Here is a 15,771-nt window from a genome sequence, read left to right as displayed (position 1 = left end):
TTACTGAGTGATTATCGAGGCATTAGAGTAATGAAATAGCCCCGCTATCTCTAGCGGGGCATCCGTTTTTAGCAGGCATCCATGGCGCCAGCCCGGCCGTTGGCCTAATAAGTGGGCTCTGAACAGCGCCTCACGTTAGCCAACAAGGGGCTGCCGGTATCGGGGTCGATGAGTAGCGTACAATCGACTTGATAGAGCGTGCGCACCAGATCAGGCGTCACCACCTGCGCGGGCGGTCCTTGCGCAACAATCTGCCCTTCGCGCATGGCGATGAGATGGTCGGCATAGCGGCAGGCACTGGCAAGGTCATGCAACACCATCACGACGGTGCGGCCATGGTGAGCAAGGTGTTTGACCAACTCAAACACTTCAATCTGATGCCCTAGATCCAGTGCGGAGGTGGGCTCGTCCAGCAGCAGCAGCGGGGTTTGCTGGGCGATGGTCATGGCAATCCAGGCGCGCTGCCGCTGGCCGCCGGAAAGCGCATCAATTGGCCTGTCCGCGAGCGGCTCAAGCCCTGCGGCTGCCAGTGCATGCTGAACCACGCGCTGATCCTCCGCCGACCATTGGCGCAACCAGCCCTGGTGGGGCTGGCGGCCAAAGCGGATTAGTTCGGTCACGGTCAAGCCTTCCGGCGCTACGGCCTCTTGGGGCAGCAGCGCCAGCTGAGTGGCTAACTGGCGAGTGGGCAGGCGTTGAATATCGCCACCGTCCAGCAATACCAGCCCGCTATCAGGTTTATGCAGGCGCGCAAGCCCGGCCAGTAGCGTCGATTTTCCGCACCCATTGGGGCCCACAATCGCGGTCACTTTGCCGCTGGGTAGAGCGATATCCAAGCCGTTGATCACCTGCCGGGCGCCATAGCTCATGCCGAGTGAGTGGGTCGACAGTGACGGTAACGCAGAGTTGGAAGGTTGGCTCATGTAAAGCTCCGTTGAGGACGCATTAATATCCAAAGTAACCACGGCCCGCCGACCACGGCCGTGACAATACCGACCGGAATCTCAATCGGCGCCAACAGTGTGCGCCCGGCCAGGTCAGCCAGCACCATCACCAAGGCCCCTGCCAGCGTTGCCGCCGTAATCGGCACTCCGCGCGAGCTCGACAGCGAGCGGGCAATCTCTGGGCCAATCAGCCCCACCATGCCAACAGGCCCTGCCACCGCGACGGCCAGGCCGGTCAGCGCCACCGAAAGCAGCAACACTTCTAATCGGCGGCGTTTAACTTTGACCCCTAAACCACTGGCGGTGGCATCTTTAAAACGTAGCAACGTAAGCGAACGAGCTAACATCAGCGCTGTGATCAAACCTAGCACTAACCCAAACATCAGCAGTTGTAGCGCGCCGCTGGGGCGGGCATTGAGCGAACCGACGGTCCAGGGGTAGGCGGCATTGGCGGTGTCGATCGCCACGCGAGCGAGAAGTAGCTGAGTGACAGCGCCAAACACGGCACCAACGCCAATGCCCGCAACGATAAAGCGATAGCCCTGGGTGCCGCTGCCCGCCGCCAAACCAAACGTGAGCACCGCGGCGGTGGTCGCCCCTGCTAATGCCATGGCGGGGGGCGCAATGGAAACGCCGATGCCTACGATGGAGGCCACCGCAAAAGCCGTCGCGCCATTATCAATGCCGATAATACCGGGGGTCGCCAGGCGATTGCGGGCTAACGTTTGCATTAAAATGCCGGCCAGGGCAAAGGCCGCACCGGTGCAAGCGGCGGCGGCTAACCGCGGCAGGCGGAGCTCCTGCACCACGAAGTTCGCCATCATATCCGCCTTGCCAAACAGCGCGTGCAACACCGCCATCGGGGCGACGTTGACGCTCCCCAGGCTCAGGTAGAGCACACTGGCCAACAGAAACGCGCCTAACAAGCTCGCATTGACCGTTACCGCACGCCGCTCCAGCAGCACACTTTGGTCGCCATGGCGGCTTCGCCAGCATAAGCGCCAATAGCCTTGGGGTGGCGAAATGGGGATACGAGCCGGTCGTGTAGAAGCGGCATCGAGAGCAGAAGAGCGGACTGGGGTAGGTTTCATTGTTCCACTCATAGCATCGGCAAACGGCGTGCGCGCACCACCGCTATGAGCACGGGCGCACCGCATAGCGCGGTGAGTACGCCTAGCGGCAGTTCTGAAGGGGCAACGACGACACGAGATACAATGTCCGCCGACAACACCATCAAAGGACCAATGGGAAGGCAGAACCATAGCGTGCGACGAATATCTGGCCCGGCAAACGCGCGCGCAACAAACGGCACGACCAGTCCAACGAACGCGATGGGCCCTGCAATAGCGGTAGCCGCGCCGACCAAGAGCGCCACACAAGCAACCACCAACCAACGAATAAGGTTGGGGTGGTGGCCCAACCCCGAGGCAACCCGTTCCCCCAGTGCTAACGCGGCTAACGGCCGGGCGATCAGCAATACGATAATGGAAGCGACCAGCATACTGGGCAGCACCGAGAGCAGGTCGTCCAAGCGGCGGCCAGCCAAACTGCCAATGACCCAGAAGCGAATTTCATCAGCGGCGCGCTGGTCATAAAGCAGTATCAACGAGGTGAGGGACGCCAGTAGCCCCGAAAACGCAGCGCCAGCAAGCACGAGCCGTATAGGGTCGTTACCCACACCGCGAAAACGCGCCACGCTCAATACGCACACGCACCCCATCAAGGCGCCCAACTGAGCAACGGAAATACGCAGCGTGGCCGCACTGGCCCCCAACACCAAGGCCAGTGCCACGGCAAAGGCCGCGCCCGCGCTCACCCCTAACAAGCCTGGCTCAGCCAGCGGGTTACGCGCCACCGCTTGTAACAGCGCCCCCGCCACGCCTAGCGCCATGCCCACCACAATGCCAATTAACGTTCGCGGTGCGCGCAATTCCCAGACAATAAAGTGTGCTTCACTGTCTTGGGAACCGCTTAACAGCGCCATGGCTCTACCGGGCCCAACGCTGCCCGCGCCGATCAACAGGCTAACGAGGCTCACCGCCACAAGGGCGGTGAGCAGGAGCAGCATTAACGTGCGCGGGTTAGCTCTTTTAATAGCTAAGGTTGCAAATGGTGAAACCCTCACGGCAACAGCGCAGCCTCAATCTCATCAAGAATGGCTTGGGCGGCCAGCGGGCCGTTGGCGCTTGTCCAGAGCTGGCCATCCACAGGGACAACACGCCCTTGCTGCACCACATTTAAGCGCGTAAAGGCACTACTCTGCTTAGCCGACTCCAACGCTGCTTTACCATCATCGTTGAGCGTTGCTAGAAACAGCCAGTCGCCATCCACTTGTGACAGGTTTTCCAGGCTAAGCACATCGCTGTGCACACCGCGCTCGCCCACTAACCCACCGTCCTGAACGTCCAGCCCAGCTTGGGCTAACAATCCAGCGGCGAAAAGGTTTTGCGACATCACCATGGGGCCGCCGGGCATCCAACGAATGAGGAAAGCACTACCAGCCGCCCCTGCTTCGTCCACGGCTTGACTAACCTCAGCGGCACGTTGCTCTACGGCCGCAATGGCGTCTTCTATCGCGGCCTGGCGATTAAGCGCTTCGCCATAAAGGCGCGCTTCGGCTTTCCAGTTATCCGGCGCCAGCGGCTGAGTGGGTGGCACCACCGTAGGTGCAATGCGGGAAAGCAACTGATACTGCTCATCAGCCAGTTGCGCTGGCGCCAGAATCAGATCCGGCTGCTGCGCCAGCACGGCTTCAATATTGATCTCGCGCACCACACCCATGATCGCTGGTCGGTCATCCCCCAGATGCGGCTCTATATAACGGGCGACATTGTCGCCACCGCGGGAGGTAACCGCGCCTAGTGGTTTCACACCTGCCGCCACGGCGGCGTCCAGTGCGCCTTCATAAAGCGTCACCACGCGCTCGGGGGTTCCTTCAACCTCTACATCGCCAAACGCCGTTTCCAGCGTGCGAGCGTGCGCGGCAGACACGCCTAATGCACTGATGAATAAAACATTCAATAACGCAGCAGCCATGCTCAGGCGCCCGCGCTTGGGACGGCCGAAGGCTAACGATGTGATTTGAGCCAGCATTGATTTCTCTCGAACAAAGAAGATAGAGAAAGATAGTAACGATTCTCAAAATCACTTGCACTATTATTTGAACGAATAGCGCGTTCCATTTAACGCAACGCTTTGAGGCACGTAAGGTTGCATTTTACGCAACGGAGCGTTCCTTCAATTTGCATCGTAAATAGGAACTTTTCTTCTTAGAATCACAAACCTACTTGATAATAAATATCATTAGAAAGCAAATCGTATTACCAAGGGGTACACATGCACTACTTCACTCGTCGTACATTAACCAGTGCCATCGCGCTCGCCACATTATCTACGGGTGCCCATGCCCAAGAAGCCACTCAGCTTAATAAGATCGTGGTATCTGCCAGTGGCTTTGAGCAAGCGTTGGTAGACGCCCCGGCCAGCATTTCGGTGATAACACGCGAGGAGCTAGAGCGCACGCGGGTGACGAGCATTGCCGATGCCCTGCGTGATGTGGAAGGCGTCGATGTGGGCGGCCAAGTGGGTAAAACGGGGGGCAGTAATATCAGCATCCGTGGCATGCCCAGCGACTACACCTTGATACTGATCGACGGGCGCCGCCAGAACGCAGCGGGCAGCGTGACGCCTAACGGCTTTGGTGAAACCTCGACCAGCTTCTTCCCGCCTGTCTCTAGCATTGAACGCATTGAGGTAATACGTGGGCCGATGTCGACCCTTTATGGCTCCGATGCCATGGGCGGCGTGATCAACATCATTACCCGCCGCGTTGGCCGTGAGTGGACTGGCTCAGTAGGTATTGAGAACACCTTTAACCAGGATCGTGACTTCGGCGATCGCCGTGAGATCAATCTCTACACCAGCGGGCCACTGATTGAAGATACCGTGGGCGTCCAGCTACGCGGGCGCTTTTATGAGCGCGACGCATCCGAGCTTGTCTACAGCGACGAAAACGGTGACCCGATCGAAGTGAGCCAGCGAGGCCCCAGCCCTGTCGAGAGCGACATTTACAACCTGGGCGGCAAACTGACCTGGACCCCGAACGGCGGCAATGACCTTTGGGTTGATGGTGAAATCAACCGGCAGCGCTATAACAACGATGAGTGCCAGCTGGGCACGCTGGATGGCCGCACTCGCAGTTGCGACCCCGAACCCGGCGAAGCCTTTGGCTACTCTGATGAGCTGCGTTTCGAGCGTGAGCAAGTCGCGATTGGCCACACGGGGCGATTTGCGTCGGGCACTTTAGAATCCAGCCTAATGCGCAATACCACTGAAACCAAAGGGCGCACCATTCCAGGCACCATCGGTGAAGCTTACGATGGTTTTCCCGGCATTGTCGGCGGCGACCCGCGCGAGCTTGAGACGACTAACACGGTGCTCGATAGCAAGTTCATCATGCCGTTAGGCAATCACATGACCACCGTAGGGATGCAGTGGTGGGATGCCGAACTTGACGACGGCCTGGCAGGGGAAACCTTTGAGCAAACCACGTGGTCACTATTTGCTGAAGACGAGTGGCTGTTGCAAGAGAACTTAGCGCTTACTTTAGGCGGCCGCTATGACCATCACGATGCCTTTGGCAGCCAGTTTAGCCCACGTGGTTACCTGGTCTGGAACACGACGCCGGAGTGGACGCTAAAAGGGGGCATTAGCCGCGGCTACAAAACGCCCACACTTAATGCCCTGCACGACGGCATTAACGGCGTAACAGGCCAAGGCACGGTGCTCACTATAGGCAACCCTGACCTGGAGCCCGAAACCAGCACCAGTAGCGAGATCGGCGCGCACTACGATAATCAACAGGGCTTCACCGTTAGCGCGACGCTGTTCTACAACCAGTTTGACGACAAGATTGCCAGCGGCAACGATATCTTGATTGAAAACGACCCGCTGATTCCTGACGGCCTGTATGGCCAAGACGTCAATATCGATGAAGCGATCACCCAGGGCGTTGAGCTCGCCACCGGTTATCAGTTCAACCCGGATTGGCGCTTGAGTGCCAACTACACCTATACCGACAGCGAGCAACAAAGCGGCGAAAATAAAGGTGATCCACTGACCGACACACCCGAGCACGCGATCAATACCACGCTGCGCTGGCAAACCACTGCGAAGCTGGACACATGGCTTTCAGCGGAGTACCGCAGCGAGCGCTACCGTAATCGTGAAGGCGTTCGGGGCGCGCCTTCCTTCGACGATTTAGGTGATTTTAAAGCCTACTCGCTGTTCCATCTGGGCGGTAGTTACGCAGTCACCAATCAGCTTAATCTGAGCGCGACCATCTATAACCTGTTCGATAAGGACTTTGTCGACTACCGCGCCTATGGCAATGGCACCAGCTTTGGCAATGTCTACGCCAACAGCGAAGAGGGCCGCCGCCTGTGGCTGTCGGCCCGCTACGAGTTCTAACCCCTTTCAGCTCGCTACTGTTTCAATGCTGATTTCTGCCCCGGCCATGTGCCGGGGCTTTTTTGTTTATTAGCACATACTTTTCTCAACCCAAAAAAAGCGGCTATCGCTGGATAGCCGCTGCAGTGATGCGTTGATTGTTTGAACGTTACATCTAAAACGCGACGTTAAGGCCTAGCCAAACCCGACGGCCATCTTCCACATAGCCGTACTCGTCGTAATCGATCGCTTCGTCAAACAGGTTATAAATGCCCGCATTGAGTTGCGTCGTTTCATTAAGTTGGTAGCCAACGCCTGCATCCACAAAGGTGTAGGAAGGCGCTACGATGGCGCTTTGCGAAGGGCCGGTGTTGGGTTGGCTCTCTTCACCGCGATAAGTCACTTTTGTCCACTGGCGCAGCTTAGACGAAACCTGCCAATCCAGCGTGGCCGATACCTGGTGGCGTGGCAGTTGCGTCAGTGGCTCGCCTGCGTATTCACCGCTTTTTTGCTCGCTATCAGTGAAAGTATAGCTGGCTGTTAGCTCGACCGCCTCGCCTAGCGGCGCCGCTAAGCTTGCCTCAACCCCTTGGGTGACGGCCTCATCGATGTTGATGCGATAAGTGGGATCACTGCCAAAATCGTTGGCCTCATCGGCACATAGACCTTCAGGGCAGGCAATGCGAGTAATTTTATCTTTGAAATCATTATGAAAGAGTGTGAGACCACCACTTAGCCCGGCATCATTGGCGTATAACAGCGCCAACTCTTTATTGAGTGAGGTTTCTGGCTCTAGATCTGGATTTCCGTAAACATCGCCACCTCGGCTAGTTTGCCCCCAGTCAGCGGTGACTTCACGTAGGTTGGGTGAACGGAAGCCCGTGGATATCCCGCCCTTTAACGTCCAATCAGGCGTCATGTTCCATACGCTGTAGAGTCGAGGACTGATGTGACTACCATAGTTCTCGGCATCATCTAGCCGCATCCCGCCAGTGAGCGCCCAGGTGTCGGTCAACAGCCATTCGTCTTCGGCAAACAGAGCCCATTGCTGCTGCTCTACATGGGTACGGTCAGATATCTGGTTGGTTTGGTAATCGTCCAGCGACTCTTCTTCGTAACTCGCACCGAGGGTGAGCATATGCGCACCTAGCGGCATTACTAGGCTGGTTTTAGCAGTGGTATTGGTGATTTCAATTTCCCGCGATGGGTTTTCGCTGGTTTCCCGCTGGACAAAGCTTTCGCTGGTACCAAGATCAAAGCGCCCGCTATGGGTGAGCGCTACATGGCGGTGAGTATAGTCGTTGTAGCTGTCCGTACAACCGCCACGGCAGCCTTCTGACGGCGCTGACTTACCCATTAGTGATTGCCGCTGCTGCTCGGTAATTCCAGCTTCCGCGGTAAAGTCGTGGTTATCCGAGGCGGCAAGACTGAACCTCGCCGTAAGGCTTTGCAGGCTTTTATCTTCGTAGCCGTTAAGAATGTTGTCTTCGTCGCGCTGAGAGGTGCGCCCGTAGAGCTGCAGCCCTAACCGATCCCCTACCAGCGGGCCGCTTAGATAAAAATTGGCTTGACGGCTGTCGCCAGCGTCGCTGTCTTCTTGTAGCACCGTGTCGAGCTGCACATTACCGTGCCACGCCTGGGCGACTTTGCGAGTAATCACATTGATGACGCCGCCAATGGCATCGGAGCCATAGAGCGTCGACATGGGTCCGCGCACCACTTCAATACGCTCAATGGCCTGTAGCGGCGGCAGCCAATCCTGCTCAAACCCGGCGCTACCATTGGGCCGTGATTCACGCGAATTTTGCGGGCGACCATCCACCAATATCAGCGTGTACTGTGACGGCATGCCACGGATAGAAATGTCATGACCGTTATCTCCCGAGCCGCCACCGGTCACGATCACACCGGGCACATCACGCAGAGCATCGGTGACATTTTGATAATAGCCCCGCTCTAACTGTTCTCGCGAAATGACGCTAATAGAGGCGGGTGCATTGGTAATCTGCTGTTCAAAGCCGGAGGCCGTCACGACCATATCATCTAGTCGTGGTGCTTCTTGTGCCAACAAGGCGCCACTGGCAAGGCTAGAAACGGCGCTGGCCAGCAGCGTGCGACGCAAACAGGGAGACATAGTAAAATCCTTCATAGTGTGTGAGCGATCGCTCTATAAATGCGAACTATTAGCATTTATATATTTACACACTCTTTGCACAATAAGGTGAGACAGTGCGTTCAAAGAAACGGAACACAAATGCCTATTATTTTCATTCTCACCGAACAGTGGCACAATCAAGTCTCATCCTCTGCCCGTGGGCCTGATCATGTATGACTTCGATGAACTCACTGCCTTTGCTGATGTGATGACCACGGGCAGCTTGACCCGCAGTGCGCAAAAACTTGGCTTGGCCAAGTCGACCTTGAGCCGACGCATCAGCCAATTGGAAACCCGGCTCAATCAACCCTTGCTACGGCGGCAAGCCAACCGCTTAATACCAACCGAAGCGGGACTGCTTTTCCACAATTACTGTACCGAGCTTTTAGCGATGGCGGCCCATAGCCAGGAGGCGCTGGCTGAACTGCGCGAGGAGATCAGCGGTGAAATAACCCTTGAGGTGCATGGCGCTTTAGCCCGTAGCTGGCTAGCTAGCGCTATCGATGCGTTTTTAAATCGACATCCAAAGGTAGAGCTAACGCTTCAAACCCGTGAAATGCCACCGACGAAAATGCACAGCAACAGTGTGCATGTGTGGCTAGGGCCAACCCATGAGTGTGGGCTTAATCAGGAACGGCTGGGGTATTTAACCCGCGGGTTATATGCAAGCCCTCGCTATTTAGAGACCGCTGGGATGCCTAAGCACCCCGATGAGCTTACTCAGCATGCGTGGATCGACCTGTTGGGCTCGGCCTCGAATGGGCTGCTGCTGTCTCATTCTGAACATGGCGATTACACGTTTGATCCGCCCCGCTCGCGGCTGCGTGTGGACCTTACCGCTCTGCATATTGATGCCATCGCTCGTAGTCAGGGCATCGGCCTGCTCGCTCACTGGTTAACCGCAAAGCGGGAGCAGCATCATCCCGGCGAGTTAATTAACTGCCTACCCGGCTGGGAGCCAGTCTCCCTACCGATCACGCTGCTGTACGCTTATGGCCATCAATCCCGACGCACCCACGCGCTATTGGAGTTTTTACGTAGCCAAGTGCCCGCCCAATGGCGTACCTCAACCGCTACTGTTTAGGGTAATTCGAGTGTTTACCTTGCCAGCTAGCCCGCTCATTAACGACAATAGGCTGCTAACAAACCGCTGATTGCCAAGGAAAGTAATGCTTGCCGAACTTTTTGCCGTTATGGCGCCCGTGCTTGCCGGGGCAGGACTTGGCTTTTTATGGATCCGCTTAGGCCATCCCTACCCGGTCGACTTCATCACGCGGCTAGTATTTAACATCGGCACCCCTTCGCTGGTATTGGCATCCCTGGCGGGTGCCGACATTGATGCAGCCACCTTTGGCCAAACGATGCTTGCCGCCGCGTTGGTGATTCTTACCATGGGGGGCGCGACTTTTTTGGTGGCAAAACTGTTGCGGCGCAGCTGGCGGGTATTGCTGGCACCGATGATGTACCCCAATACCGGCAATATGGGCTTACCCGTGGTGCTTTACGCGTTTGGGAGTGCAGGTTTTGCCTACGGCATCACGGTCATGGTCACCGTATCGCTATTTCAGTTTACCTTAGGCGCTGCGCTTAACAGCCAAGGCAATCCGCTCAAAACCCTTGTTAAAACACCGACCGTTTACGCCATTCTTATTTCTATGGCGCTGTTACTGACCGGTACCTCGCTACCGCCTTGGTTGGCGAATACAGTAGATTTAATGTCTGGGTTCACGGTACCACTAATGTTGATTACTCTTGGCGTATCACTGGCCAGTATTCAGGTTAAAAACCTGCGCTCGGGGCTGGGGTTTAGCTTGGTGCGCATCCCTCTCGCCGCCGTGGCGGCTTGGTTTATTGCGGGCTGGGTGGGCCTCCCACCCTTGGCACAAAGCATTTTAGTGGTACAGATGTGTATGCCCGTGGCGGTATTTAACTATTTATTTGCGCAACGCGCTCAGCGCGAACCTGTCTATGTTGCCAGCCTGGTGTTCTGCTCAACGCTGCTAGCGTTGGTTTATATACCGGTGCTACTCGCCATACTCATGTAAGCCCGATTTTATCAATAACGCCGTTTAAGCACTCTTAGCGGAACCCCGACGTGAGTGAAGAGTCACTGCTAGACTGTTATTAATAACGGGTACTAATGATAACGGGCATTAACATCACAGAGGGCACGCTATGCACTATGCCAATAAGAGTCACTCTACCCGCCACTGGTTGGCGCCGGGGATTCGAGTAGCGGTGATTAGCGGGGCAATACTGGCGGCTACGATGAGCAACGCGAACGCAGAAGTGATTCAGACGTCGCTTGAAACCGAGCATTTAACCCTTTCTATTGAGCGTATCGCCGAGGGTTTTGAACACCCCTGGGCGATTGCATTTTTACCCGATGGCCGCTCGCTAGTCAGTGAACGCAGCGGGCAACTGACGCTTGTTGACCCCGAAAGTGGCGAAACACGCTCCCTGGAAGGTATGCCAGACGTCAGCACTCAGGGCCAAGGCGGCCTGTTAGATATCGTTTTGCACCCTGATTTCAAAGGGGGCAATGGCGCGGGTGACAACGACTGGATTTATTTCACCTGGAGCAAGCCCGATGGCAATAACACACGCTCGGCGCTATCACGCGTACAATGGCTGGGCGACGAATTGGGTGAAGTAGAACAACTATTTGAACAGCATCGCGCCTCTGGGCCTGGCCGCCATTATGGCTCGCGACTCGCTTGGCTACCTGATGGTACGCTGCTAATGAGCATTGGCGACCGCGGTAGCGAGCCGCCTCGCGCCCAAGCTAGCGATGACCACGCTGGCTCAACATTGCGCCTTACCGCCACCGGCGGCGTGCCTGATGACAACCCCTTTGTAGACGACGACGCCACACTGGACGAAATTTATACCATGGGTAACCGTAATATTCAGGGCATGACCGTGATGAGTAACGGCCAAGCTTGGGTGTCCGAACACGGCCCGCGAACCGGCGACGAGCTTAACCATATCGAAGCAGGCAATAACTATGGCTGGCCGGACGTTAGTCAGGGCAATGACTACGCCACCAATGAACCGATTGGCGAAGACTCGCTGCCCGGCATGGTGAACCCGGTATATGTGTTTGAAGGACGCTTTGCACCCGCCGGGCTTGCAGAAGTGACTAGCGACGCGTTTGGCGAGTGGAAAGGTAATTTATTGGCTGGCGGTCTCGGCAGTGAAAAGCTACTTCGCTTGCGCTTAGAGAATGGTAACGTAGCCGAAGAGGAGCTGATTCTTAATGGTGACATTGGTCGTATTCGTGATGTTCGCCAAGGCCCGGACGATGCTATCTATCTGCTTACCGATGCCCCTCAGGGTGGCCTTTATCGCTTGGTGCCAACGAATCAGTAACGCCTCACGCACTTGCAGATATTAAATGTATTAACACCATTATGAGCACCGCATGCGACTACGCAATTTAATAATTTTAACGGTAATTGTGCCGCTTTTCGTCGTCCTAGTGGTGTTTAGCTTAGTCGCCATTAAATCGCTTGAGGATAACGTACGCTCAAAGCTACAAACGGAAGTAGAGATTATTACCCGCACGCTGAGCTCTTCGCTGAGTTACGCGGTCACGCCGGACAGCAGCACCCCGCTCGAAGAAGCGCTACAATCGGCGTTTTCGTTCCACCGCATTTATGGCGCCTATGTATTCGATACCGACGGGCGCGACATTTACGGTCTAGGCCTTGGCAAAGACATTTTCAGCCGGGAAGAAATTCAGCAAGTCATTGAGCGCGATGATTTATATAGCAACTATCGACAGCACGATGGCTGGAATTACTACTCTGCGCTGACACCCCTGCGCTCACAAGATGGCACTGTGTATGGCGTGCTGCAGGTTAACCGACTCAATACCGGCATTGAGAGCTATACTGGCTTTATCAGCATTGTGGCCGTGTTGGTCTTTGTGGTCGGCGCTGCAGGGATTGTATTTAGTATCTGGTGGGGGTTTCGCCGCCATATCGAGCGCCCGCTTAATCGACTGCTGCACGTAATGTTGCTGGTGGAAGATGGTGACCGCAGCCAGCGCGCCACCGAAGACGGCCCTACCGAATATCGCCACCTCGCCTCTGGGTTAAATGGCATGCTGGACGCGATGGCAGAGAAAGACCAAGAAATCGAAGACCGCCAGCGGCGTGAAATAGAGCTTGAAAAGCGTCTACGCAAATCGAAAAAACTAGCCGAACTAGGCGTTCTTGCAGCGGGGGTTGCCCACGAAATAGGTGCACCGCTAACGGTAATCAATGGCCAAGCTCAACGCCTGGCTCGCCGCGATGTGATTGGTGATGACGAACGCGCAAGGCTAGGCCGCATTCGCGGCGAAGTGGAACGCATCGTCGAAATTGTGCGTCAATTGATGGAATTAGGCCGTCAACATAACGTAGAGAAAGGCGAGTTAGCACTCGACCAGCTTATTATAAGTGCCAGCGATTTGGTTGAAGAGGAGCTTGAACCACGCAACATTCGTCTAGACATTGAATTACCGTCACCGATACCCAACTTAATCGCTAATGGTCAGCAGCTTATTCAGGTGCTGACCAATTTACTCAGAAATGCGGCGCAAGCGCCCGAAGTAAGCCGCATCAGGGTTCGAGCCCAACAGCAAGAACATGAATTAATACTGTGGGTAGAAGATGATGGCCCGGGCATACCCGACTCCCATCATCATAAAGTGTTCGATCCATTTTTTACCACCAAACCCGTCGGCCAAGGCAGTGGTTTGGGGCTCTCTATGGTACATCGCATTATTAACGACCACGGCGGCACGATCGGCGTGTTTGACAGCGTCCTTGGTGGCGCTGGTTTTGAAATTACACTACCCCTTAGTGAAACCGTATCCGCGTGAGGACAACGTTTGTGACCCATCAGGAACACCTTTTACCTTTATTGGTGGTGGAAGATGACGCCGCTATACGTGAGTTATTAGAGGAAGAACTGCAGGATGCAGGCTATACCACGCTGGGTGTCCCTAGCGCTGAAGAAGCTATTGCCTTATTGAGCCACACCACCGTCTCGCTGGTAATCACCGACGTACGTTTGCCGGGTATGACAGGCATACAGTTACTTCAGCAACTCCGCCAAACGGGCAGTGAGTTGGGCATTATCGTGATTACCGCCTTTGGTACCATTGATCAGGCGGTCGAGGCATTAAAACTCGGGGCTGACGATTTTTTAACCAAACCACTCGATTTGGATGCTATTCGGGAGGCCGTTTTTCGTGTGCTTGAACGGCAGCGTTTAGCAGTTTCGCATGATTCAGAGATCAGTCACTTCCACGGCATTGTGGGTAAAAGTCAGGTCATGCAGGCGCTGTTTCATGATGCCTCCCGCCTTGCCAAGAGCGACGCTCCCATCCTGATATTAGGTGAAAGCGGCACGGGTAAAGAGCTACTTGCTCGCGCCATTCATCAGGAAAGCCCGCGTGACGACCAACCCTTCGTACCGGTTAACTGCGCGAGCATTCCCGCCGACTTGATGGAAAGTGAGTTCTTTGGCCATGTAAAAGGCGCTTTTACCGGCGCTAGCGAAGCGCGCAAAGGACTATTTCAAAGCGCCCAGGGCGGCAGCCTGTTCTTAGATGAAATTGGTGAAATGCCGATTAATCTGCAGGCTAAATTATTGCGTGCCCTTCAGGAGAAAACCGTGCGGCCAGTGGGTGGCGAGCGCGAAGAGCCGGTGGATGTGCGCATCATCGCTGCGACCCATCGCAATCTAGAAAAAGAGATAGAACAAGGTAACTTCCGTAGCGACCTTTTTTACCGGTTGGAAACTTTTTCACTGCGCATTCCGCCGCTGCGTGAACGCGACACCGATATCGAGCATCTTGTGTTTGCCCTTATCGATAAGCACTCTGAGGCACAGGGCAAGCAGATTGAGCAAATCGAACCCGAAGCACTCAATAGTTTGCTTAATTACGCCTACCCCGGCAACGTTCGCGAATTGGAAAACGCCATTATGCGCGGCGTTACCCTGAGCGAAGATGGCTCACTTAGCCACAAGGATTTACCCGAGCGCCTGCGGGAAAAATCAACGGTTGAAACCGGCACGCCTCTGGTGCCTTCAGTCAGTGGCGAACTGCTCGCGGGAGGCCAACTGCCTGTGCCGCCGCCGATTCGCTGGCCCAGCTTGGAAGAAGTCGAAAAACGTTATATTAACAAAGTCTTGGAAGCCACAGGGGGCAATAAGCGCCGCACGGCAGAGGTGCTGGGTATCGCACGTAGAACACTCTACCGCCGCCTTGAAGATAATGAAGAGTAATTGACTTACCCCTACTAGCTGATTAAAACAGGATTAAAAAAACCCCCGCGGGCGCGGGGGCGAAAAGGATGGCAAACCGTTTGGAGCAGCCGCAGGGAACAGACAGCTGATGCGATTTACCATCGTAGGGAGCGGTACACTAACAATTAATAATGACTAGCTATTACTGATTACTGGTTTCCTCATCATCGTCATCTGGGGTGGCATCTGAATCTTCACTGTCTCCCGGCATCGGGTCAGTGCCTTCACCGAAACCCGCTTCATCTTCTTCGGGGTCCATTGTCCCCGTGGCGGGTTCATCCATTGTGTCTTCAGGCATGTTCTCTTCTGACATGCTCTCTTCAGGCATGCTCTCTTCAGACATAGGCGCTTCAGATTCAGCGCCTGTACTTTGCGTCATAGACCCTTCTGAACCTGAATTCTCTTCAAGACCTGGATCCTGCTCCATTGCAGCAGGCTCTTCACTCATATCCGGCTCAGGCTCAGCGGTAGGGTCTTGCTCCAACGGAGAAGGCTCTTCCGTGGGTGTCGCCGGCTCTTCATTATCACCGCAACCAGCCAATACGATGACACTTGCTGCGGTTGCCATCATGCACAGCGTTAACCAACGTGGGCGCTTGGTAGCTTGCTGACTTTCAATTTGGTCATGTTGATTATCCATAATACCCACCTCCATTGATGAGACCGTTAATCTCTACTCTGCAACATGCAATTAATAAAACGTTTACTTGGTTAAATGAAAATTTGTCTTATACAAATTGTGACACGCTTATTAAGCACATTCATTTAATGTGCCAACTTCCGCATAAATAAAATAAAAACTTTAAAATCATAACTTTAAATAATAATAAATATCAGCATCGACAGCAGCTACTCGAAATCAGGTGGGTAAAAAATGACACATGTAGCGTTAATTGCCCCGTTGAGCGAGCCGTTGTGACA

At 55.1% G+C, this 15,771-nt stretch carries 12 protein-coding genes; 6 read left to right on the top strand and 6 right to left on the bottom strand.

Going from position 1 to position 15,771, the window contains the following annotated elements; all coding sequences use genetic code 11:
• Positions 1-104 precede the first annotated feature (104 nt).
• From KO116_RS06450 to KO116_RS06435, 4 genes are read right to left on the bottom strand one after another with little or no spacing between them, the layout of a single operon-like run.
• On the bottom strand, positions 105-869 hold the full coding sequence (locus tag KO116_RS06450; protein WP_442905824.1) for an ABC transporter ATP-binding protein: 765 nt from the start codon (positions 867-869) through the stop codon (positions 105-107).
• Positions 870-919: 50 nt separating this feature from the next.
• Positions 920-2,035: a FecCD family ABC transporter permease gene (locus tag KO116_RS06445; protein WP_235272511.1), complete on the bottom strand. Its 1,116-nt coding sequence runs from the start codon at positions 2,033-2,035 to the stop codon at positions 920-922.
• A gap of 8 nt (positions 2,036-2,043) precedes the next feature.
• Positions 2,044-3,012: a FecCD family ABC transporter permease gene (locus KO116_RS06440; protein ID WP_035558820.1), complete on the bottom strand. Its 969-nt coding sequence runs from the start codon at positions 3,010-3,012 to the stop codon at positions 2,044-2,046.
• A 53-nt stretch (positions 3,013-3,065) separates the two neighbouring features.
• Entirely contained in the window at positions 3,066-4,037 is a 972-nt protein-coding gene (locus KO116_RS06435) for an ABC transporter substrate-binding protein (RefSeq protein ID WP_082072556.1), read from the bottom strand.
• Between the two features lie 243 nt (positions 4,038-4,280).
• Between KO116_RS06435 and KO116_RS06430 the strand changes: the two genes are divergently transcribed.
• On the top strand, positions 4,281-6,413 hold the full coding sequence (locus KO116_RS06430) for a TonB-dependent receptor domain-containing protein (protein ID WP_035558823.1): 2,133 nt from the start codon (positions 4,281-4,283) through the stop codon (positions 6,411-6,413).
• Positions 6,414-6,567: 154 nt separating this feature from the next.
• Here the strand turns inward: KO116_RS06430 and KO116_RS06425 are convergent, their stop codons facing one another.
• A complete protein-coding gene (locus tag KO116_RS06425) occupies positions 6,568-8,526 on the bottom strand; it encodes a ligand-gated channel protein (RefSeq protein WP_035558826.1) in 1,959 nt (652 codons plus the stop codon).
• Positions 8,527-8,716: 190 nt separating this feature from the next.
• On the opposite strand from KO116_RS06425, the gene KO116_RS06420 reads away from it, so the two are divergent.
• The 5 genes from KO116_RS06420 to KO116_RS06400 all read left to right on the top strand — a co-directional run bounded on the left by KO116_RS06420 (position 8,717) and on the right by KO116_RS06400 (position 14,829).
• The gene (locus KO116_RS06420) at positions 8,717-9,631 is read left to right on the top strand and encodes a LysR family transcriptional regulator (protein WP_035558829.1); all 915 of its coding nucleotides are present in this window, start codon (positions 8,717-8,719) and stop codon (positions 9,629-9,631) included.
• Positions 9,632-9,716: 85 nt separating this feature from the next.
• A complete protein-coding gene (locus KO116_RS06415) occupies positions 9,717-10,592 on the top strand; it encodes an AEC family transporter (RefSeq protein WP_035558832.1) in 876 nt (291 codons plus the stop codon).
• Positions 10,593-10,722: 130 nt separating this feature from the next.
• Entirely contained in the window at positions 10,723-11,919 is a 1,197-nt protein-coding gene (locus KO116_RS06410; protein WP_035558835.1) for a PQQ-dependent sugar dehydrogenase, read from the top strand.
• 52 nt (positions 11,920-11,971) lie between these two features.
• The gene (locus KO116_RS06405; protein ID WP_035558838.1) at positions 11,972-13,417 is read left to right on the top strand and encodes a sensor histidine kinase; all 1,446 of its coding nucleotides are present in this window, start codon (positions 11,972-11,974) and stop codon (positions 13,415-13,417) included.
• A gap of 11 nt (positions 13,418-13,428) precedes the next feature.
• Positions 13,429-14,829, top strand: coding sequence for a sigma-54-dependent transcriptional regulator (locus tag KO116_RS06400; protein WP_035558842.1), 1,401 nt, complete (start codon positions 13,429-13,431; stop codon positions 14,827-14,829).
• A 163-nt stretch (positions 14,830-14,992) separates the two neighbouring features.
• Here the strand turns inward: KO116_RS06400 and KO116_RS06395 are convergent, their stop codons facing one another.
• A complete protein-coding gene (locus KO116_RS06395; RefSeq protein WP_082072555.1) occupies positions 14,993-15,490 on the bottom strand; it encodes a hypothetical protein in 498 nt (165 codons plus the stop codon).
• Positions 15,491-15,771 lie beyond the last annotated feature (281 nt).

Origin of the sequence: Halomonas sp. KO116, from assembly GCF_000734975.2 — a bacterium.
GTDB lineage: Bacteria > Pseudomonadota > Gammaproteobacteria > Pseudomonadales > Halomonadaceae > Vreelandella > Vreelandella glaciei.
The sequence above is the reverse complement of the archived record's forward strand: the minus strand, read 5'-3'. Positions and strand labels throughout refer to the sequence as shown.

Excerpts from the sequence above, each read along its gene's own strand:
- KO116_RS06445 (WP_235272511.1), bottom strand. The coding sequence starts at position 2,035 with ATGAAACCTACCCCAGTCCGCTCTTCTGCTCTCGATGCCGCTTCTACA.
- KO116_RS06415 (WP_035558832.1), top strand. The coding sequence starts at position 9,717 with ATGCTTGCCGAACTTTTTGCCGTTATGGCGCCCGTGCTTGCCGGGGCA.
- KO116_RS06450 (WP_442905824.1), bottom strand. The coding sequence starts at position 869 with ATGAGCTATGGCGCCCGGCAGGTGATCAACGGCTTGGATATCGCTCTA.
- KO116_RS06405 (WP_035558838.1), top strand. The coding sequence starts at position 11,972 with ATGCGACTACGCAATTTAATAATTTTAACGGTAATTGTGCCGCTTTTC.
- KO116_RS06435 (WP_082072556.1), bottom strand. The coding sequence starts at position 4,037 with ATGCTGGCTCAAATCACATCGTTAGCCTTCGGCCGTCCCAAGCGCGGG.
- KO116_RS06440 (WP_035558820.1), bottom strand. The coding sequence starts at position 3,012 with ATGCTGCTCCTGCTCACCGCCCTTGTGGCGGTGAGCCTCGTTAGCCTG.
- KO116_RS06410 (WP_035558835.1), top strand. The coding sequence starts at position 10,723 with ATGCACTATGCCAATAAGAGTCACTCTACCCGCCACTGGTTGGCGCCG.
- KO116_RS06420 (WP_035558829.1), top strand. The coding sequence starts at position 8,717 with ATGTATGACTTCGATGAACTCACTGCCTTTGCTGATGTGATGACCACG.
- KO116_RS06430 (WP_035558823.1), top strand. The coding sequence starts at position 4,281 with ATGCACTACTTCACTCGTCGTACATTAACCAGTGCCATCGCGCTCGCC.
- KO116_RS06395 (WP_082072555.1), bottom strand. The coding sequence starts at position 15,490 with ATGGATAATCAACATGACCAAATTGAAAGTCAGCAAGCTACCAAGCGC.
- KO116_RS06425 (WP_035558826.1), bottom strand. The coding sequence starts at position 8,526 with ATGTCTCCCTGTTTGCGTCGCACGCTGCTGGCCAGCGCCGTTTCTAGC.